The organism is Howardella ureilytica (assembly GCF_054657495.1).
On the sequence record NZ_BAAHYP010000006.1, the window covers coordinates 86,435 to 106,781 of the forward strand.

The 20,347-nt window shown below is 38.1% G+C and carries 19 protein-coding genes; 2 read left to right on the forward strand and 17 right to left on the reverse strand.

Annotated features, from left to right (window positions below; translation table 11 throughout):
* Positions 1-31: 31 nt before the first annotated feature.
* From ACYQ1N_RS04280 to ACYQ1N_RS04330, 11 genes are all read right to left on the reverse strand, one after another.
* Positions 32-940, reverse strand: coding sequence for a polyprenyl synthetase family protein (locus tag ACYQ1N_RS04280; protein ID WP_459833156.1), 909 nt, complete (start codon positions 938-940; stop codon positions 32-34).
* 18 nt (positions 941-958) lie between these two features.
* A complete protein-coding gene (gene xseB, locus ACYQ1N_RS04285; protein WP_459833159.1) occupies positions 959-1,174 on the reverse strand; it encodes an exodeoxyribonuclease VII small subunit in 216 nt (71 codons plus the stop codon).
* Positions 1,175-1,189: 15 nt separating this feature from the next.
* The gene (gene xseA, locus ACYQ1N_RS04290) at positions 1,190-2,560 is read right to left on the reverse strand and encodes an exodeoxyribonuclease VII large subunit (RefSeq protein ID WP_459833161.1); all 1,371 of its coding nucleotides are present in this window, start codon (positions 2,558-2,560) and stop codon (positions 1,190-1,192) included.
* 11 nt (positions 2,561-2,571) lie between these two features.
* Positions 2,572-3,024 carry a transcription antitermination factor NusB gene (gene nusB, locus ACYQ1N_RS04295; protein ID WP_459833163.1) on the reverse strand — a complete coding sequence of 151 codons (453 nt, stop codon included), beginning with the start codon at positions 3,022-3,024 and terminating at the stop codon, positions 2,572-2,574.
* On the reverse strand, positions 3,024-3,410 hold the full coding sequence (locus ACYQ1N_RS04300; RefSeq protein ID WP_459833165.1) for an Asp23/Gls24 family envelope stress response protein: 387 nt from the start codon (positions 3,408-3,410) through the stop codon (positions 3,024-3,026). The genes nusB and ACYQ1N_RS04300 overlap by 1 nt, the downstream gene beginning before the upstream one ends.
* A gap of 240 nt (positions 3,411-3,650) precedes the next feature.
* Positions 3,651-4,805 (reverse strand): S-methyl-5-thioribose-1-phosphate isomerase, encoded by a 1,155-nt coding sequence (gene mtnA, locus ACYQ1N_RS04305; RefSeq protein WP_459833168.1) that lies wholly within the window; start codon positions 4,803-4,805, stop codon positions 3,651-3,653.
* Positions 4,806-4,828: 23 nt separating this feature from the next.
* Positions 4,829-6,049, reverse strand: a complete 1,221-nt coding sequence (gene mtnK / locus ACYQ1N_RS04310) for an S-methyl-5-thioribose kinase (RefSeq protein WP_459833170.1) — start codon at positions 6,047-6,049, stop codon at positions 4,829-4,831.
* Positions 6,050-6,053: 4 nt separating this feature from the next.
* Positions 6,054-6,704 carry a class II aldolase/adducin family protein gene (locus ACYQ1N_RS04315; protein ID WP_459833173.1) on the reverse strand — a complete coding sequence of 217 codons (651 nt, stop codon included), beginning with the start codon at positions 6,702-6,704 and terminating at the stop codon, positions 6,054-6,056.
* Between the two features lie 237 nt (positions 6,705-6,941).
* Positions 6,942-9,653 (reverse strand): ABC transporter ATP-binding protein/permease, encoded by a 2,712-nt coding sequence (locus ACYQ1N_RS04320; RefSeq protein ID WP_459833176.1) that lies wholly within the window; start codon positions 9,651-9,653, stop codon positions 6,942-6,944.
* A gap of 21 nt (positions 9,654-9,674) precedes the next feature.
* Complete coding sequence (locus ACYQ1N_RS04325; RefSeq protein ID WP_459833178.1) at positions 9,675-10,877, reverse strand: glycosyltransferase family 4 protein; 1,203 nt, start codon at positions 10,875-10,877, stop codon at positions 9,675-9,677.
* Positions 10,867-11,136 carry a hypothetical protein gene (locus ACYQ1N_RS04330; RefSeq protein WP_459833180.1) on the reverse strand — a complete coding sequence of 90 codons (270 nt, stop codon included), beginning with the start codon at positions 11,134-11,136 and terminating at the stop codon, positions 10,867-10,869. Before ACYQ1N_RS04330 ends, ACYQ1N_RS04325 begins: the two co-directional genes overlap by 11 nt.
* Positions 11,137-11,308: 172 nt before the next feature.
* Here ACYQ1N_RS04330 and hydG point away from each other — a divergent pair, with 172 nt between their 5' ends.
* Positions 11,309-12,757, forward strand: coding sequence for a [FeFe] hydrogenase H-cluster radical SAM maturase HydG (gene hydG, locus ACYQ1N_RS04335; RefSeq protein WP_459833183.1), 1,449 nt, complete (start codon positions 11,309-11,311; stop codon positions 12,755-12,757).
* Positions 12,758-12,908: 151 nt separating this feature from the next.
* Here the strand turns inward: hydG and nadE are convergent, their stop codons facing one another.
* The gene (gene nadE / locus ACYQ1N_RS04340; RefSeq protein ID WP_459833186.1) at positions 12,909-13,691 is read right to left on the reverse strand and encodes an NAD(+) synthase; all 783 of its coding nucleotides are present in this window, start codon (positions 13,689-13,691) and stop codon (positions 12,909-12,911) included.
* Positions 13,692-13,970: 279 nt separating this feature from the next.
* On the opposite strand from nadE, the gene ACYQ1N_RS04345 reads away from it, so the two are divergent.
* On the forward strand, positions 13,971-14,162 hold the full coding sequence (locus tag ACYQ1N_RS04345) for a hypothetical protein (RefSeq protein ID WP_459833188.1): 192 nt from the start codon (positions 13,971-13,973) through the stop codon (positions 14,160-14,162).
* Positions 14,163-14,306: 144 nt separating this feature from the next.
* Here the strand turns inward: ACYQ1N_RS04345 and ACYQ1N_RS04350 are convergent, their stop codons facing one another.
* From ACYQ1N_RS04350 to ACYQ1N_RS04370, 5 genes are all read right to left on the reverse strand, one after another.
* On the reverse strand, positions 14,307-15,092 hold the full coding sequence (locus ACYQ1N_RS04350) for a DsbA family oxidoreductase (protein ID WP_459833191.1): 786 nt from the start codon (positions 15,090-15,092) through the stop codon (positions 14,307-14,309).
* Positions 15,093-15,390: 298 nt separating this feature from the next.
* Positions 15,391-16,044, reverse strand: a complete 654-nt coding sequence (locus ACYQ1N_RS04355; RefSeq protein WP_459833193.1) for a DsbA family oxidoreductase — start codon at positions 16,042-16,044, stop codon at positions 15,391-15,393.
* A 97-nt stretch (positions 16,045-16,141) separates the two neighbouring features.
* Positions 16,142-17,677 (reverse strand): sodium/proline symporter, encoded by a 1,536-nt coding sequence (locus ACYQ1N_RS04360; protein ID WP_459833196.1) that lies wholly within the window; start codon positions 17,675-17,677, stop codon positions 16,142-16,144.
* A 215-nt stretch (positions 17,678-17,892) separates the two neighbouring features.
* Positions 17,893-18,837 carry an AEC family transporter gene (locus tag ACYQ1N_RS04365; protein WP_459833199.1) on the reverse strand — a complete coding sequence of 315 codons (945 nt, stop codon included), beginning with the start codon at positions 18,835-18,837 and terminating at the stop codon, positions 17,893-17,895.
* Positions 18,838-18,846: 9 nt separating this feature from the next.
* Positions 18,847-20,220, reverse strand: a complete 1,374-nt coding sequence (locus tag ACYQ1N_RS04370; RefSeq protein ID WP_459833201.1) for a sodium-dependent transporter — start codon at positions 20,218-20,220, stop codon at positions 18,847-18,849.
* Positions 20,221-20,347: the final 127 nt, after the last annotated feature.

A 20,347-nucleotide genomic window follows, 5' to 3' on the forward strand; every position in this document is an offset into this window, starting at 1 on the left:
TCTTTCTAATTTCCATACGGATAAACATATATCATTTGTTCCTTACGGTTAAATAAGTAATAAGTTCCGTTAAGAAATCATTGTTTCCCAAACTTTTCAATATATCTATGGCTTCCGAAGAATAATTTTCAACATCTTCCTGAGCCTTTTCAAGTCCATACAGAGATACATATGTCGTCTTCATGTTATCCGCATCCGAATGTACCGGCTTTCCGATTACATCTTCTTTTCCTATTTCATCCAACATATCATCTCTGATTTGAAACGCAAGACCTATAAGCTTTCCTGCTTTTTCTATCTTTAACAATTCATCATCCGAACATCCGGCAAGAATTGCTCCGATCTTTAAAGCGGCTCTTATTAATGCTCCCGTTTTAAGGTCAAATATAAAATCCAGTTCATCGCTTGTTATTGATTGACCTGTTTTTACAACATCAAGAGTTTGTCCGCTTATCATGCCGTACAATCCTGCGGCTCTCGAAAGCTCTTTCCCCGCTTTTAATACATTTAAAGCGTATTCTTTATTTAATTTGCTTACGCTGTACGAGACATTAAAAAGTATTTCATATGCATAATTAAGAAGTGCATCTCCCGTTAGTATGCCTATATCCTCGCCATATTTGACATGTGTGGTCGGAAGTCCTCTTCTCAATGCATCATTATCCATGGCAGGCAGGTCATCATGAACCAAAGAATAAGTATGAATATATTCTATGGCTGTCATGAACTGCTCAAGCACTTTTCTGTGAGATTCATCTCCGTTCAATAATTTAAACGCCTCGCTCACCAGCATCGGTCTGAGTCTTTTTCCGCCGGCCGAAACACTGTATTTCACAGGCTCGATAATAAGCGAATAAAACCCGCCGTCTTCCGGAAGATTATCAATAAGCACTTTATTGATATAATCTACCCTTTTTTTTAATTCTATATCTAAGTGCATATTATTTCTCCGCTTTAATTATTCGTTAATAACAGTAATCTGTTTTTCTATCATATCAAGCCTTTTGGCAGTATCTTCTACGAGAAGTGTTCCTTCTTTGTACATTTCAAGGGCTTCTCCCAAAGAAATCTCTCCTGATTGCATTTTGGATACAATCTCATCTAATTTTTCAAAATTTTTTTCGATCGTATCGGAATTAGATTTATCTAATATGTTTTTATTTTCTTCACTCATATAAGCCTCCGTTAATCAGGTATCCAATATATTTACGTTATCAATATTATTGACCGTGGTATTTATTTTACCGTCTTTAAGATAAATACTGACGTTATCCCCCACGTTAATATCCCGTACGGATACTATTCTTCTCTGCCCGGATTCCAGATAACCGTATCCGCTTGAAATCCTTTTTACAGGCGAAAAAGCGTCAAGATTATTATAAATAAGTTTAAGTTTATTTTTATTAACATCTATACTTTTGTGTATAGATGTTAATAATGAATTCCTGATAAACGGTAATCTGCTTTTATACTGAACCGTCATACCGGACAATGTATATTTTAATTTATCGGCCAATAAGTTGTTTGCGCCTTTACGCTCTTCCAAAACATTAGACAATAACAAGCCTATACGCTCCTTAAAAGAGGATAATTTTTCTTTATTTTGGGCAAGTTTTTTTGCGGGACTTAATGCCGTAAGCATATCATTTGCAGACTTTAATCTGTTTTTGTGCTCATTTATTATTCTCCTTGCGGCCGATAATAATGTATCCTTATATGTATCCAGCGAAAGAATTATTTCATTAATGTCAAACGCCGCAATTTCAGCCGCCTCTGACGGTGTTGCCGCTCTTTTGTCGGCAATATAATCTGAAATTGTATAATCAATCTGGTGACCTACAGCCGAAATAATCGGCGTTTCGGCATAAAATATCGCCTTAGCCACCTCAGGCTCATTGAAAGCCCACAAATCTTCTATCGAACCGCCTCCGCGCCCGACTATAATTACATCCAACCCCAGTTTGTCAAGTGTTTCTATTCCTCTCGCAATGCTTAATTTTGCATTAACACCTTGAACAAGTGCCGGATATAAGACGATTTGTGCATACGGATTTCTTCGTTTTATTATCTTTTCTATATCTCTGAAGGCCGCGCCGTCCGGAGCGGTACAAACTCCTATCCTTGTCGCAAATTTAGGTATCGGCTTCTTGTGCTCATCATTGAATACACCGGATTTACGGTATCTCTCCATAAGCTCCTGTAACTTTTGATACAGGTCGCCTACTCCTTCTTTTGTAATGCTGTTAACATATATTTGATATCTTCCGTCTCTCTCATATACATCCACTCTGCCGTTGACTATGATTCCCATACCTTCTTCAAGACGAAATGTCAGATTGGATGCATTGCTTCTGAACATAACGGCCGAAACGGCAGAGTTTTCACCGCTGTCGCCCTTGCTCTTTATTGTAAAATATATATGTCCCGTGGCATTATGATACTTCACGTTAGAAGCTTCTCCCTTAATATATATATTGCTTAATAAATATTCACTGTTTATAAGTCTTTTAATAAATGTATTAAGTTCCAGCACGGAATATATTTTTTTGTTCTCTTCCATTTACCCGGGCCTCAATTATCCGCTGTTTTTTCCTTAACGATATTTGAAAGAATTCCGTTAATAAATGATCCCGCGGAATCATCTCCGTATTTATGCGCCAATTCGATTGCTTCATTCATGGCAACTCCGTCAGGAATATCGTCATCATATAATATTTCATAAACCGCAAGACGAAGAATGGCGAGTTCCGCTTTGGCAATTCTGTCTATTTTCCACTTGTTTGACAATGCTTCGATTTTCTTGTCTATTTCGTCTATTTCGGAAACAATATTATTGACTTTTAACACTATATAATTTTTATCATCTTCGGAGAATTCAATATGATCATCGTTTACATTTTTTGCTGTATCTAAATAATTACAAACTATAAGATCACAATCCTCCGGCGCTTTATGAAAATCATACCCGAAAACAATCTTAAATATGTGTTCTCTTACAGCGCTTCTCGACATATTCTTAGCCATTATTCATTCTCCACGGAAACACCTGTTATTCGTACATTAACTTTATCAACCGACAACCCCGTCATTGTTTCAATCGCCTGCTTAACGCGAGTTTGTACCTGAGAAGATACATCAGGTATCGCATAGCCGTCCTTTATGTTTATGGAAACATCCACAGATATTACTCTGTTGTTAATGTGAATTTTCACACCCTTTGACAGCTTTCCGGCTCCAAGTCTCGACGCTACGGCATTTGTGATGTTTCCCGACAATGAAGCAACTCCCTCTACCTCTGTAGTGGCAAGTGCCGCAATAACAATTAACACCTCATCAGAAATACTGATTTCTGCTATACCGACACGGTCTTTTATGGAATATTTAATATTACCTTTTGAATTACCAGTCATATTAATCACCCTACCTTTATAAATCTGTCTATATTTATACATCTATGATTAATGATATTAATCAAATCATTGTTTTATATTGGGTTATTATATCACAGTATTTGTAAATGTGTGTATATTTATACATAAGTTGCACTGTGAAATATTCATAAATAACAAAAAGACGAAGTGTATTCACTCCGCCTTAAAAAATCAGGAAACACAAAATGCATCCGTAAATGTTAAATAATCAGCCAACTTTCAGCCTTCTGCAAGTTTTTTTAAATTTTCTTCAAACGGTGCATAAGCAATTCCGTTTTCCGTAATTATTGCCGTAATAAGATCGGCATCCGTAACGTCAAATGCCGGATTATAAACATTAATATCTTCCGGAGCCATTGGCTTTTTAAACCACATACTCGTAACTTCTTCTATGTCTCTTTGCTCAATTACAATATCATTTCCCGTTTCGGAAGCAAAATCAATTGTTGATGAAGGAGCGCATACATAAAACGGAATGTTGTAACGTTTGGCTGCAATGGCAAGAAGAAGTGTTCCGATTTTATTGGCTGTATCGCCGTTGGCCGCCACTCTGTCGCATCCAACGAACACTGCGTCAATTTTTCCGTCCTTCATAAGAGACGCAGACATGTTGTCACATGCAAGAGTAACATCCATTCCCGCACTTGACAGTTCAAATGCCGTAAGTCTTGATCCCTGAAGAAGAGGTCTTGTCTCGTCGCAATATATTTTGAAATTATAACCTTTTTCTTTTCCGAGATACATTACGGATGTTGCCGTTCCGTATTTGACTGTCGCAAGCTTTCCGGCATTACAGTGTGTAAGAAGAGAGTCTCCGTCTTTGACCAACGTAAGTGCATGTTCGCCTATCTTCCTGCACATTTCAATGTTGTTGTCATATATGGCGCAGGCAGCTTCCTTTATACCGTTAACGATATAATCAAGACGGTCTCCTATATAATCTCCCGTAAAATTATCGTTTGCTTTAACCGCAGCCTCGTATGTTCTGTTTAATGCCCATGACAAGTCCACCGCCGTCGGTCTTGACAGATTAATATATTCTCTTGCATCGCTTAACTGAAGGAAGAATTCTTTAATAATATCTTCATCGGAATATCCCTCATCATTTGCAATTTCCATTGAACCGGGAACTTCGTTATGAGTACGGCTGTATGATATCTCCTTTGAAGCAAGATAAAGAGCAAATGCTCCCGTAATGCCGATTGCGGGAGCTCCTCTTACCGCAAGTCTGCTTATGGCATCTCTAATATCTTCCTGTGTACTTAGCTTTAATATTTTGATGTCATCGGGAAGCCTTGTCTGATCTATAATTTCTATACAATCATGTTCATCGTTTAATCGTACGGTTTCATAATCCAATATATTCTTTTTCATGATTAATCTCCTTATGTGTTGATTTACATCACGTTCAAATCAAGCCATTTGTCGACATAACTTTTGCCGTTAGCAAAAATATCGCTTTCCGACATAAGTATTTTTGCAAACAACAATAATTTGCGCTCCGAAACGGCTCGTTTTTCCTCATCTTCAATGGATGTGATATCCTTTACCTTTGCCATTCCGACTATTCTTCTTATTATCTCCGTTCCTGCATACCCTGCGGTGTCCTTAAGAATATTTTCCATATATTTATTCTTAAATATTATATTGTCAGCCATAATGTCAGAACATTTTTCATCATATAATACATTTGATTTTTCTAAAAACAAATCTATGATGTCTCTGACAGTGTCCAAAATCCACTTTTTAAATAATTCCGCATCAATATCGTTTTTTTCGGATAATACTTTGTCTGCATGTTCATATGCAAACAGCAGATTGGCTACGATATTACCGATGTCATAACCGGCAGGACCGTAAAACGCGAATTCGGGATCGAATACATATAAATGATCCTTATTAATAAATATTGAGCCTGTGTGCAAATCCCCGTGGATAAGAGAATCCGCATTGTTCATAAATTTATATTTAAGTTCGGCTGCTCTTGCCTTTAAGCTTTCATCGGAATAAATATTCTTTGCAATAAATTCCCTGTTTTTTTCGAAAGGATTGTTTCTTTTATTATAGTCCGAATAAGGTTCCGAAAACACAAGATGTTCGGTAAGATCACATAAATCCGGATTGATAAATCTTCCGACAAGTTTCTTTTTTTCCATATGATTCATAACAATATCGCCGGATAAAATCAGAGTTTTTGCAAGGAAATCCGAAATCTGTTCCGCAAAAAGAGGGAACACATTCCCCTTTAACAATTCTGTTCTCATCATGCCGTGTCCTATCATATCTTCCATAACCTGAACACACATTACTTCATCATATAAAAAAACTTTAGGTACATATCCCGGAGCAAATTCTGCCTGCAATCTAAGGACGTTGGCTTCTATTCTGCCTCTGTCAGTGGACAGCTTAAGATCCTTTGAAATCCTGAGTTCCTCCCCGGCCTGTTTAATTATTATACTCTTGCCGTTCTCATTAACGAGCCTGAAAACATAATTAAGATTACCGTCGCCTATTTCCTTACATACAAGTTTATCTTCACTGTCAAAATATTCCGGAAGCTTTTCTCTTATATATCCTTCAATATCCGATTCTGACATCAAAAAATACTTATCATACATAAGATTAATCCTTTCTCGCTCTGTAAACCTCAAGCAACTTTTCTTTTTCTATGGCGGAAAGAGGAAGATCCGGTCCGAGAGCTTCGGAAGCAATAACAATCTGAGCCAGCTTCTCAACGGCTTCTGCCTTACTGAAGGCCTGGCTTACGCTTTTACCGGCCGCAACAAGTCCGTGGTTGGCAAGCAGTACCACATCTTTATCCTTATCCAGGAAATATTTTTCAAAATGAGCATAAACCGCAGGTGTTCCCGGTCTGCCGTACGGGCAAACCGGAATGTCTCCGCCGTAATACATATACCCTTCAGCCATTTCGTTTGATATCGGCCTTCCGACCAGGGCAAATGCCGTTGCATACGTGCTGTGATTGTGTACTACGGCACTTATGTCCGGACGAAGTTCATAAATCTTAAGATGCATACCAAGTTCACTTGAAGGCTTCCACTTCGATTCTTCCACAAGATTGCCGTTCTTATCAACTTCCAATATCATGTCAGGAGTAATTTTCTCTTTATCCTGCTGTGTGGGAGTTACAAGAAAGTTCTCGCTGTCAGGTATTCTTACGGTTATATTTCCTTCAAACGTATTGAGCATTCCCAAATCATATTGCTTTTTAAAGTAATAAATAATATCTCTCTTTAAATCATCTTTTATCATTGCAGATATCCATATAAATAACAAAATTGCATACTGTATTAATGCAATTAAAGAAATGTATACTTTTCCTTTCGTATTGTAAATATTTATAAAAGTATTCTACTACAATTATCGTAAGTTTTAAACATTTCAAGCCATAAATAGGCATATGTAAAAAAAACGGAAGCATATAACCGTTTTACTCGGCAAATGCTTCCGCAAAAATTAATAATTAATATTTAATCGTTTTGAAAAAACTTATTCGCTTCTTAAAGCTTCCACAGGGTCTTTCTTGGCAGCCCTTCCCGCCGGAAGCAATCCGCCTATAAATGTTACCAAAACGCTTATTCCTACAAGAATAATTGCATGAACCGGATTAAGTACCACAGTAACATTTGCTTCTTCCACAACACTTCTGATTATTGCCGTGGCAGGTATATCCAACAAATATCCGACTCCTATACCTATTCCTCCGGAGAATAATCCGATAATGATTGTCTCTGCGTTAAATACCTGAGCAATGTTGGATTTGGATGCTCCCAGTGCCCTTAAAATACCTATCTCTTTTGTTCGTTCCAATACGGAAATATGTGTAATAATTCCGATCATTATGGAAGAAACCACCAGGGATATGGACACAAAGGCTATAAGTACCGCAGAAATTACGGTAACCATACTTGTTACCGAATTAGCTATCACGACTACATAATCCGTAAACGTAATTTTTTCATTTTCAGGAACGGTTTTATTATAATCATTTATTGCATTAATCAGCTTGTCTTTGGATTCAAAGCTGTCCGTATAAATATTAATGGATGAAGGATTGTCCTTATCTATCATACCCAATTTATTAAGAGTATCTTCATAAGTAATATTTCCTATGTAATCTTTATAAATACTAAGTAACGCTTCTTCATCCGATGTGGTATCAACCCAATTATCCAAGGCCGCAGCCATCATTGATTCATATGTCGCTCCGTTTGTCAATGTCTGCGGAACCATTCCCGCATTCGGCTGAACAGGCTGTTTGGAATTCGCCGCAATCAATGTATAAGTCTGAACTTTTTTACTGTCCGGAAGCGCCTTTAAATAACTTTTCGCCGCCTCCACCTTCTCTTCATCGGTAGATACATTGAATTTGGTTCCGGTTATTACACTCTTATCTTTGCTTTCCAATTGTGCCTTTACGACATCGGATTGTGATTCAATATCATAAATGCGATCAGTCATTTTAGATGTAAAGCCTATAGGTGTATCAAATGTGGAACCGCCGTTTCTTCCCTTTGATTTTACAATTCCCACTATCTTAAACGGAATTGATTTGTCAAGGTAATCTTTTTGATTGAGAGATGACAATTCTTCTTTATAAAATGTTCCGTTACCGCTGCTCTTATAAAATTCACATGTAGGAATCATGTAATATTCTTTACCGATAACCTTTGAATAATCCGATATAATTTCAAAATCGCTGGTATTTACATCAGCTTTATCCGCATAGTCATCATATTCATCCTGCGTAATCAGCCCCATGCTGTATGCCTGCGAAAGTGTTATGGAATTGGCTTCATCCAAAAACAGTACGGCTTCGTTGTATTCTGTAGGCCATCTTCCGCTCACCACACTGTAACCTTCGGTCATGGTCGCATTAACGCCCGTTTTATCTCTGTTTGAAGGTATTTCGGAAAAAATCGTTGACTTCTCCGTATTACTTCTTCCTATCAGAGACGACATCATGCTTAAAGTACCGCCGGTAGTACTTCCGTCACTGGGAGAACTTGAGGAATCAATATATTCCCCCTTTGAATCTTTTGAAAGAACAGTAAATGTCATGTCATATTCATATGATACACCGTTTTCTCCTATGTACTTATGAATATCGGAATCAGGGTTGTCAATATACTTTTTAAATGCCGACAAATTATTCCTGATGATGTTAAAGCCCCTTAACCCGCTGACAGATCCGTATACTCCCTCTCTCTCCGTCTTACCGGCATTAGGATTACTTGTAAATCCCGATGATGTTATTGATGATAAATCAACCGTTTGGGATTGTATAAGTAAAGGATATGAACTAAGGGTGTCCTTTTGAAGTGTATCCATATAATCATTTACGCCGGAAGAAAGCGATAAAATAAGCGCGATACCCACAATACCTATAGATCCCGCAACAGATGTAAGAATTGTCCTTCCCTTTTTTGTTTTCAGGTTATTTAAGCTGAGCTTAAATGCCGTTCCAAGGCTCATTCCGACTTTATTCCTACGCACGCTCTTATTTTCGGTTATTTCACTTAATTCCACAGGATTGGAATCAGACTTAATTTTTCCGTCGGTTATGGAAATTATTCTTGTGGCATAATCCTGTGCCAGTTCAGGGTTATGAGTTACCATAACCACAAGTCTGTCCTTTGATACTTCTTTAAGCAGTTCCATTATCTGAATGCCCGTTTCCGTATCAAGAGCCCCGGTAGGCTCATCGGCAAGTACAATCTCCGGATCGTTGGCAAGCGCTCTTGCAATGGCAACTCTCTGCATCTGTCCTCCGGAAAGCTGATTAGGCTTCTTGTTTATATGTTCTTTAAGTCCTACCTTCTCCAAAGCCTCTGCAGCCCGCCTTTTTCTTTCGGCCGGAGACACTCCGGCTATTGTAAGCGCAAGCTCAACATTGGATAAAACGGTTTGGTGACCTATAAGATTGTAAGATTGAAAAACAAATCCGACAGAATGATTTCTGTATGCGTCCCAATCCTTATCCTTATAATCCTTGGTTGAAATTCCGTTAATAAGCAGATCTCCGGATGTAAAATGATCCAATCCGCCTATTATGTTCAACATTGTCGTTTTACCCGAACCTGACGGTCCGAGAACAGCTACAAATTCACTGTCACGAAACTTAATGCTTACATGATCTAAAGCGTGATTAACAAAACCTCCGGTATTATACTCTCTTACAACATCCTTTAATTCAAGCACGACATCACCCCGTATTCCTGCTTAATTTGCAATCTCATTTATTAAATACATTAATTTGTGACAAATATCATTCCAGTCATAATTTGCATTTACATATTTAAGGCCGTTTTTACCGAGACTTCTGTTCTTTGAGGCGTCATTTTCCAAATTATAAATAGCATCTTTAAATTCATCGTAATTGTAATAACAATATCCGCCGTCGGATCTGTCAATATGTCCTTTCAAAACCTTACACTCTCCGTTTACGATAACCGGGCGTGAAAGTTTAAAGCTTTCAAGAACCACCATCGAAAGGCTTTCATATTTCGATGGCTGAACAAGGGCAACGGAGCCCGCAATAGCCGCATACTTTTCATCTTCATCGATAAATCCGAGAGAAATAACATCATTCCGTCCTTCAATATCAATTTCCGTTTTGCCCACAAGCACCAGTTTAAGATTGTCGGTGCAATCATTGCACTGTTCTTCTTTATATTTTTCAAAATAATCAAGAAGCTGACCTACATTTTTGGATTCGCTTACTCTTCCCACATAAGTAATATACCTGTCCAGATTGTATTTTTTCTTGAATCCTTCCACATCAATGTGTTCGGGAAGATCGACGCCGACACCACCTATCAGATAAGGTATACCGTAATTTTTGAATACATGACGAACAAGATTCCTTTCTTCTTCGGTATTAAAAAAGAACGCTCTCGGAAGACTGAACAGCTTTTTAAATATACCTATATAGAGTTCATATTCATCATGGGCAAGAGGTAAAAGAATTGACTTATCGGCTACCTCCGGAAGACCTTTCACGGTAGGATAATATAAATATGTAAAAAACACGAATACATCATAATCGTCTTTGTGTTCTTTTATATATTTAACCAAATCCGGAACGAGAGGTCCCTGCTCGTCTATCCACAGATTCTCAACTTCTTCCTGAAGTTCTTCATCTCCCGAATAATTATTTCTCAAAGACATGGATACATTTGAAAATGTATCCGTATTTCTTTCGGCAGTCACTCCGAATCTTCTTATTTTGACATTATTAAGCCACTCTATATCCTCTTTATATTCGTTTTTCCAGGTTATGTAATCCTTTGCCTTAGTTGTAAGAACATCAATATTACAAAACTCAGCCATGCGTTCCGCCAGAAAACGGCAATGCTGCTCCGCTCCGCCGTTAACTTCTTCACCGTATCTTTGAATAACAAAGCAAACCTTTTTATTTTTCATTCTTTTCTGCTTCCTCTAATCTCTGTTCCAACTTCATAACTTTATTTTCAAGAACATTAATTTGGATGTCCATTTTCTCAATAACATCCCATAATCTGCTGATTTCGCTTTCGGATTTTTCATTGTTTGTCTTTACAACGTCGTCAAGCTTCCTCAAATCTTTTTCTTTTTGTATAACATTTTCTATCTTTCGTTTTTGTTCACCAGCAAACTCTCTGAAAGAGTGATAATATTCCCTGATTTTATCCTTGCCGTCCATTTTTCGCACCCCCTGACTTTTTTGTATTTTACCATATTTATGTATATTATTCTTTAATTTATGTATTAAATTACCGGATTTGTGTAACAATTTCTTTACTTCAATCTGTTATAATATTTTATACATTATGGCTTTTTATTATAAAATCAGAGAAATCAATTAAGGGGGAACTATGGCTAATTACAATCCGGCTTCTTCTAAAGCCGAAGAATTTATCAATGAACGGGAAATTCTTGATACAATAAAGTATGCTCAGGAAAACAAAAATAATTTAGAGCTTATCCGTTCCATCATCGAGAAAGCAAAGCCGATAAAAACTTCTACGGGATATGTCTGCAAAGGTCTTACACACAGGGAAGCAAGTGTACTCCTTGCCTGTGAAGACGAAGAAATCAACAGTGAAATATACAAAATCGCAGAAGACATCAAATTAAAATTCTACGGCAACAGAATTGTTATGTTTGCTCCTTTATACCTTTCCAATTATTGTATAAACGGTTGTCTCTATTGTCCGTATCACGCAAAAAACACAACTATTCCGAGAAAGAAGCTTACTCAGGAAGAAATCCGAAATGAAGTTATTGCACTTCAGGACATGGGACATAAACGACTCGCACTCGAATGCGGCGAAGATCCCGTTAATAATCCCATTGATTATGTTCTTGAATCAATTAAAACAATCTACAGTATTAAGCATAAAAACGGTGAGATCCGCCGCGTAAATGTCAATATCGCCGCCACAACGGTTGAGAATTACAGAAAACTCAGGGATGCCGGAATAGGAACATATATCCTTTTCCAAGAGACATATAATAAAAAAGCATATGAGGAACTTCATCCGACGGGACCTAAACATGATTATGCATACCATACGGAGAGTATGGACAGAGCCATGGAGGCGGGAATTGATGATGTAGGTCTCGGTGTGTTATTCGGCCTTGACAATTATCAATATGAATTCGCAGCATTACTTATGCATGCAGAACACCTTGAGGCAGTCTTCGGCGTAGGCCCTCATACAATAAGTGTTCCGAGAGTTAAACCCGCCGATGATATTGATCCCGACGAATTTGACAATTCTCTTTCCGATGATATGTTCGTAAAGATTGCGGCATGTATAAGACTCGCCGTACCGTATACGGGTATGATTATTTCAACCAGAGAAAACGAGGAAGTCCGCGCAAAAATGCTCCACGCGGGTATTTCACAGTTAAGCGGCGGTTCCAGAACCAGCGTGGGCGGATATACGGAAAATGAACGTCCTCACGATACGGAACAGTTTGACGTATCCGATCAGAGGACACTTGATGAGGTTGTTCAATGGCTTATGGATAACGGACACATTCCTTCTTTCTGTACGGCATGTTACAGAGAGGGAAGAACCGGCGACAGATTCATGGAACTTTGCAAGAGCGGTCAGATTCTTAACTGCTGCCACCCTAACGCACTCATGACTCTTGCCGAATACCTTGTTGATTATGCATCGGACGGAACAAAAAATCAGGGCTTTGAAGTTATCGAACAGGAACTAAATAAAATTCCGAAAGAAAAGGTAAAGAAGATTACGGAAGAACATCTCTATGATATAGAACATTCCAACAGAAGAGATTTCCGATTCTGATAAAATATTCCGTTAATTATTAAACTTTTTGTATATATTTTTATCCTGTAAAAAAGACTTGTACATCATATTAAGAAGTTGAATCCGATTTTGATTATTCGATAATCTTCTTAACAGAGTACAAGTCTTTTTTCATGCAAAATTGTTTTTCTTAAAGTATTTCATCTTCCGATTTATTATATGCAGGCATCGGAAGTATTTTGTGCAGGTTTCTTATATGCAGTCTTTCAATACGCTCTTTTGAAACGGCATTGTCACAATCTCCGGAATAAATATATTTCTCCAGTTCTTCATATGTAAAACCGAGTTTTTCCTCGTCACTTGAACCGCTGAGACCGTCAGACGGCGTTTTATATATTAAATCGTCCGGAAGATTCAACTCCTTCCCTATCTGTAAGACTTCCGAAACCGTAAGTGATGACAGCGGGCTGAAATCCCCTGCGGAATCTCCGTATTTTGTGGAATATCCGACAAAATCTTCGGAATAATTACATGTATTAACAACCAGTCCGCCCTTGTCCAGGGATTGGGCCACCCCGTACAGTACGCTCATTCTTATCCTCGGCGGCATATTTATTTTGGCATCCCGGCTTATACCTTCTCTGTTATTTGACAATTTCTTAAAGTCATCGTTACTTTCAAATAAATCCAAGTATGCTGCAGTGATTTTTTTAATATTAATTTCAACATGTTTAATTCTCAAATATTCCGTAAGCCTGTAACTGTCGTCAATATCATTTTGTTCACCGTCAGGCATAATAACGCCGACAACACGGTCGGATCCAAGTGCCTCTGCGCACAGAGCAGCGGCTATGCTAGAATCCTTTCCTCCCGAAATACCTATGACCGCATATGCATCAGGTATACTTGATTCAAAATATTCTTTTATCCACTCTACTATTTTTTCTTTTGTTTTTGACGGTTCTTTTAACATTCGGTACTCCTAAAAATAATCATCACGAAAATATTATCGTAAAATTTAAACATACAACAGGCTGCTTACCGTGGCAATCATATCCGTGAAGCAAAAATCACATTTAATTACGAATCTAAATGTACATCATTGGGCTATGTGATGCAAATTATTATATAAATAAGCTTTAATAAAAAATCCGGACTTCCGTGTTTTAAAATACTATTACCGTGATTAATATGCTATAATCTACCCAAAACTTTGTTTACGGTTATTATAAGATTAAAGGAGGTTTAGCATATGGCAAATATAACGGAGGATAATCAATGTTTTCAATTTATATGTCCTAACTTTCCAAAATGTAAATGGACCCGTGCCGGACGATGCTGTGCCATAGAAGCAGATCCTTATGTTAAGGAAATAGACGAGAGTATGTGTAATAAGGACAATAATTACGCCTGTTTTGAACCTGATGAAAGGGTTATAAAATAATATCTTAAATTAAAAGCCTGATTATATAATATACGTTCCCGTATTTACGTAATCAGGCTTTTTAATCTAAATTCTATGATTATATTTTATTATTTACCGTATTTTTAACTTTGATTGTATCTTTAAGGATATCATTCCGGTGTATTACAATCTGCATACACCGTCACTGCATCCGTGTTCATGATTATCATCCGCAATATTTTTATGTGCATCATCCGCAACACTTTCCGTTTCATCATGTGATACATTATCTAAGTCCATTTCATCAAAAATAATTTCATCTTCATTATGTTCTTTTTTCATAGCTTCATTAACGGCGGTGATAAATGCATTTTCTTCAACCGCCCCCTCCAATCTTTTATTTCCTATAATGAAAAACGGCACTCCGTAAACTTCCGCTTCGTCTGCTTCTTTCTCGTCAGCTCTTACCTCATCGGTAAATTTATCGCTTTCCAATATATTAATAATATCATTCTTTGCAAGCCCGGATTCAACTCCGATTTTTATAAGGGTATCTCTGTCGCTTAATTCAAGTCCCTTTGCAAAATATGCATCAAATAAATTATTTATCAGTTTTTCTGTCGTTTCCTTATCTCCGTTTAACTGAGCTGCCTTAAGGAGTCGGTGTGCATCAAGAGTATTGGTATATCTCGACTTTGCGTAATCCATTTCCAGACCTTCCATACGGCCGAGCCTTGAAACTCTGTCAACGTGGTATTCAGCGCCCTTAGGACCTAATTTCATTCTTTTTGCGTATCTTTCCGCCGTTGTTCCCGTGCATTCTTTAGGCGCATTCGGATTTAACTCATAGCTTTTCATTTGAAGCTCAATGCTGTCTTCCATTCCAAGCTTTTTAACCGCTTTTAACAGTCTTGTTTCTCCTATATAACAATACGGACATGCGAAATCAGCCCAATAAGTAATCTTCATTTGTACCACTCCCCTCTTTAAATATATTACCGAATTATATCGATTTGTCAGAAAAACGTATTCATAAAATTATCAGTTAAATAATACGCCCGGCAATTGTCTGACTATTATGTCAGGTTCATTTGCGTATATATTAACTGACTACATAATATATCCATGTGAATTATAAAACAAATTATATTTTTAAAAAATATTTTACAAAATATAATTTTAGTCCATTTTTGTAACATTTTTGATAATATAAGTAAAAGACGCCTTTCTTTTAAGAAAGAAAAGCGTCTTTTATCATAAAAATATATCAGTTTATTCCGGCAGCATCTTTAAGTGCCTTAACGAACATAACGCCGTCCTGAGCACCGTTGACGGTAAATTCACCCTTTACGCCGTCTATAATTGTATAAGGCGTTCCGATTCCCATACTCTCTGCCTCTGCTTCATCTGCGCGAACTTCGGCTTCGAATTCATTTCCGTCCAAAACCTTCTCAACTTCATCTCTGTTAAGTCCTGCTTTTACCGCAACATCAATGAGTACTTTCTTGTCGCTGAGTTCCGCGTTGTCGGTAAAGAAGGCTTTGAATAATCCGTCAACAAGATTCTCCGTTACATTTAAATCTCCCTTTGACTGAGAAAACTTAAGAAGTCTGTTGGCGTCAAGAGTATTGGTATATCTTGCGGTTAAATAATTCAATTCCAAGCCTTCAAACCTACCCCAATCGGATATTCTTTTCATTGCCATCTTAGCTCCGGTAGGGCCGTAGTAATATCTCTTACATACAATCTGAACGGAAGAATCAACACATTCCTTAGGAGCGTTTTTATCGTATTCGAGACTTTTGTATTCAAATTCAACATCGTTTCTGTCAATACCCGCTCTCCTAATTGCGTCTTCCAGTCTGGCTTTTCCGATATATGAGTGCGGACATACAAAATCCAACCAATATGTAATCTTCATCTTACTTCCCCTTATAAACTTCTTATAATAATCTCCTGATTTAAAATCCGTTTAATAAAACGTGACGAAATATTATCTTTATATTTTAAACCTGCAATTACTCTTTACATTTTCCGACTTCGTCAAATACAGCCGTAACTTCAGTATCAGGTGCCTTTGTACATAAACTTACAATTACGTTTACACCGATTGCGATGATAAATGCAGGCAATAATTCATAAATATCCAAAGCTCCGCCCAACGGTCTTATTACGAACTTCCAAATAAATATTGCGGCTCCGCCTGCAATCATACCTGATATTGCTCCGAAGAAATTGGATCTTCTCCAGAAAAGAGCAAGTAAAACCACAGGTCCGAATGTAGCTCCGAATCCCGCCCAGGCAAATGAAACTATCTGGAATACGGAACTGTTTGGATTCCATGCAAGGAAAACTCCGACAACGGCAATGGCCAGCAGGCTTAAACGGGAAATAAGCAATAACTTCTTTTCCGAAATTTTCTTTTTGAAAAAGCCCACCAAAATATCGTTAGTTACACTTGATGATGCCGCAAGAAGCTGTGAGTCGGCCGTAGACATGGTCGAAGCAAGAATACCGCTTAAGATGATACCCGCAACTATGGCAAGTATCCATCCGTTTTGTGACAGCAGCGACGCAATCTCAACAATAACGGTCTCCGATGCAGATCCTTCAAGAGTGTTAATGGAACCGTTCTTTGAAAGAGTTAATCCGATAACTCCTATTAACACGGATATTGCCATTGCTACCAAAGCCCAAATTGATGCAACTCTTCTTGAAGTCTTAAGCTTGCTTACATCTTCAATGGCCATAAATCTTAAAAGAATATGAGGCATTCCGAAATATCCCAATCCCCATGCCAATGTGGAAATAATATTTATAAACGAATAAGACTTCGCCGCTCCCGTAACGGGATCGTGAGTTTCGGTAAATGACAGATATCCGGCAAGACCTGACGCATTCTCTATTACCTTTTCCATGCCTCCGGCGGCATAAACGCCGAATCCGAGGACGATAAACAAAGCTACGGTCATTATAATACTTTGTATAAAGTCGGTTGTGGATGCGGCAAGGAAACCTCCGAGCATGGTGTAAAGTATTATAACAATTGCGCTGATAATCATGGCCAAATGGTAATCAATTCCAAACAGACTGTTAAAAAGCTTTCCGCATGCCGCAAATCCCGATGCGGTATACGGAATAAAGAATACTATTATCCAAACAGCGGCAAGAAGCGTTAAGTATTTCCTTTTATCGCCGTATCTGTTGGAAAAGAATTCCGGTATGGTTATTGATTTTGTCTTTTCCGTATAAATTCTAAGTCTTCTCGAAACAATCAGCCAGTTTAAATATGTACCTGCGGCAAGACCTATAATTGTCCATCCCACATCAGCCAAACCGGTCAAATAAGCAAGTCCCGGCAATCCCATAAGCAAATAACTGCTCATATCACTGGCTTCCGCACTCATTGCGGTAACTAACGGCCCCAGCTTTCTTCCTCCGAGATAAAAGTCCCCCATTGTTTTGTTCTTATTGGAGAACTTAAATCCGATACCGACCATTGCCGCAAGATATGCAATCATGGCCAGTAACATTAATATTTGCGCTGAACTCATAAATTTCTCCTAACAGTTAAATTTTACAAACATAAAACAGTTTATAAGTACATTCAAAAATTGTCGCATCTCACATCTGAGTTAACAGACAGTTAATATAAATTTTATCATTTTTATAAAATAAACGCAATTAGACAAAAAGCAACGAAATAATGATATGTATTCATTTTCATAAACAAACATATCACTATTCCGTTGCTTTTATAAATTTTATGTTATAAATAACCGCGGTTTCTGAGCAGCCAGATCCATAACGTCATTGTAAATGAACTGAGAAGTGTACTGAGTGCCGCCGACCCGGCCGAAACACTTCCTTCATGTCCCATGTTTTTAGCCATAATAAATCCGCCCACCGTGGACGCCGAACCGAGCATAACAATAATCGCAATAAGCTTTTCACCGTCAAATCCAAACCATACGGCAAAAGGCGCAAATAATACAACAAATAAAATAAGCTTCATAAATACCGAAAGAATAACGGGACCCTTTTGTTTAATTATACTTCCGAAATCCACCATTGCTCCCATGGCAAGCAGTCCGAGAGGACTTGCGGTACGGCCTATGTACGATATCGTTGTTTCGGCCATGACAGGAAGGCGAATGCCCGTCAAAGACCATGCAAAGCCGAAAATAATTCCCCAGATAATCGGATTCTTTACTATACCCGTGACCGAGGATTTTATTTTCCCGCCGTCAACACCGGTATTGGTCGGGTTCATTAACGACAGAACAATGACAGCCGAAATATTATACAGCGGCACGCACCCAATCATCATAAGCGAACCTACGGTTGCCGAACCGTAAATATTTTCAATATATGCCATACCCAAAAGGGAAGCGCTGCTTCTGTATGAAGCCTGAACCACCTCTCCTCTTACACTGCCGTCTTTAAGGAAATGTGATACACCCCATGAAATTAATACGCTTATAAGAGTAACGGCAAAACAAAAAATAACATAACCGGTATCCCATATGGCAAATATATCCACATTATGCAGCTGGATAAACAGATTGGCCGGAAGAGCAACCTTAAAAACGAATTTATTAATACCGGAGGCAAGGTTTTCACTTAACAGGCCGATCTTTCTGAATACGACTCCGAGCATCATAACAAAAAATATCGGCATTGTTGCATTTAAACTGTAAAAAAGACCGTCCATACCTTAATGTCACCCATTAATAAGTCCTGTAATAAATACGGCAACTATAAGTATCGGAAGACCTATCATAAGATAATATCTGCTCCAGGCAGGAATCTTAAGTCCCTTTCCTTCATTGACTTCTCCGATGTAACAGTCATATCCCCATCCCCATTTTGTTGTACAGAATGCGGTAAACCACAGAGCACCGACAGGCAACAGAATGCTGCTTAAGATAAAGTCTTCACTGTCGAGAATACCTCTTCCGCCTATTAAATGCACTCCGGAAAGCAGGTTGGAACCGAGAGCACAAGGAACAGATCCGATAAGAATTATTATTAAGTTAATAATTACGGACTTTCCTCTTGATATTCCCTTACTGTCCACTAAATTTACCGTAATATTTTCAAATACGGCTGTTACCGTGGAAAAGCTGGCAAATGTCATGAAAAGGAAAAACAGCGTTCCCCATATCCTTCCTCCTCCCATATGTATAAATATCTCGGGAAGAGTAACAAATATTAATGAAGGTCCCGCATCCGGCGCAACACCGTAGCTAAAGCATGCAGGAAAAATAATAAGTCCAGCAACTATCGCCACAAATGTATCCAATGCCGCAATGGTAACGGCTTCGTTTCCCAGAGTGTGCGACCTGTCCATGTAACTTCCGAATATCTCCATGGAGCCTATTCCGACACTGAGAGTAAAAAACGCCTGGTTCATTGCTCCGACAATTACATTCCCCAATCCTACCTGATTGACATGGTTTATATCCGGCATAAGATAGAACTTAACGCCTTCTCCCGAACCCGGGAGGGTTAAACTGTTAATTGCAAGTATGATTATAAGACCGAGCAATGCAATCATGATTATCTTGTTGATATTTTCCAGACCGTTTTTAACGCCCAAACTGATTACGGCAAACCCGAGAATTACTATAATCGACATAAAAAGGATTTGCTGGAACGGATCCGATATCATGCTCTCATACATATATGAAGAAAAAGATTTTCCGTCAACATTTACCGGCGAATCAAATTCTCCCGTAGCAAACTTCCATGTATAATTAAGCATCCATCCGGCAACCGTGGTGTAATACATCATAAGGATATAATTTCCCACCAGAGCAAACCAGCCGTGAACATGCCAAAAACTTCCTTTTCTCTCAAGCTGCCTGTAGGCTGACGTAGTACTCTTCTTTGTAGCTCTTCCTATAGCCAGTTCCATGGTCATAACCGGTATTCCCAAAATTGCCAAAAATACCAAATATAAAATTACAAATACGGCTCCTCCGTTTGAGCCTGCCATATACGGAAACTTCCAAACGTTTCCTATTCCTATGGCACACCCCGCACTTACAAGAATAAATCCGAGACGTGACTGAAAACCTCTGCTATTTTCCATAATATTCTCCCTAATAAAATATTTGTGTATTCTAACACATTTATTTTAAAAAAGAAATTTCAGAAGAATAATTATCCGGTAATAATCCGAAATTACTGCGAAAATCATTACCATATGATAATTATGT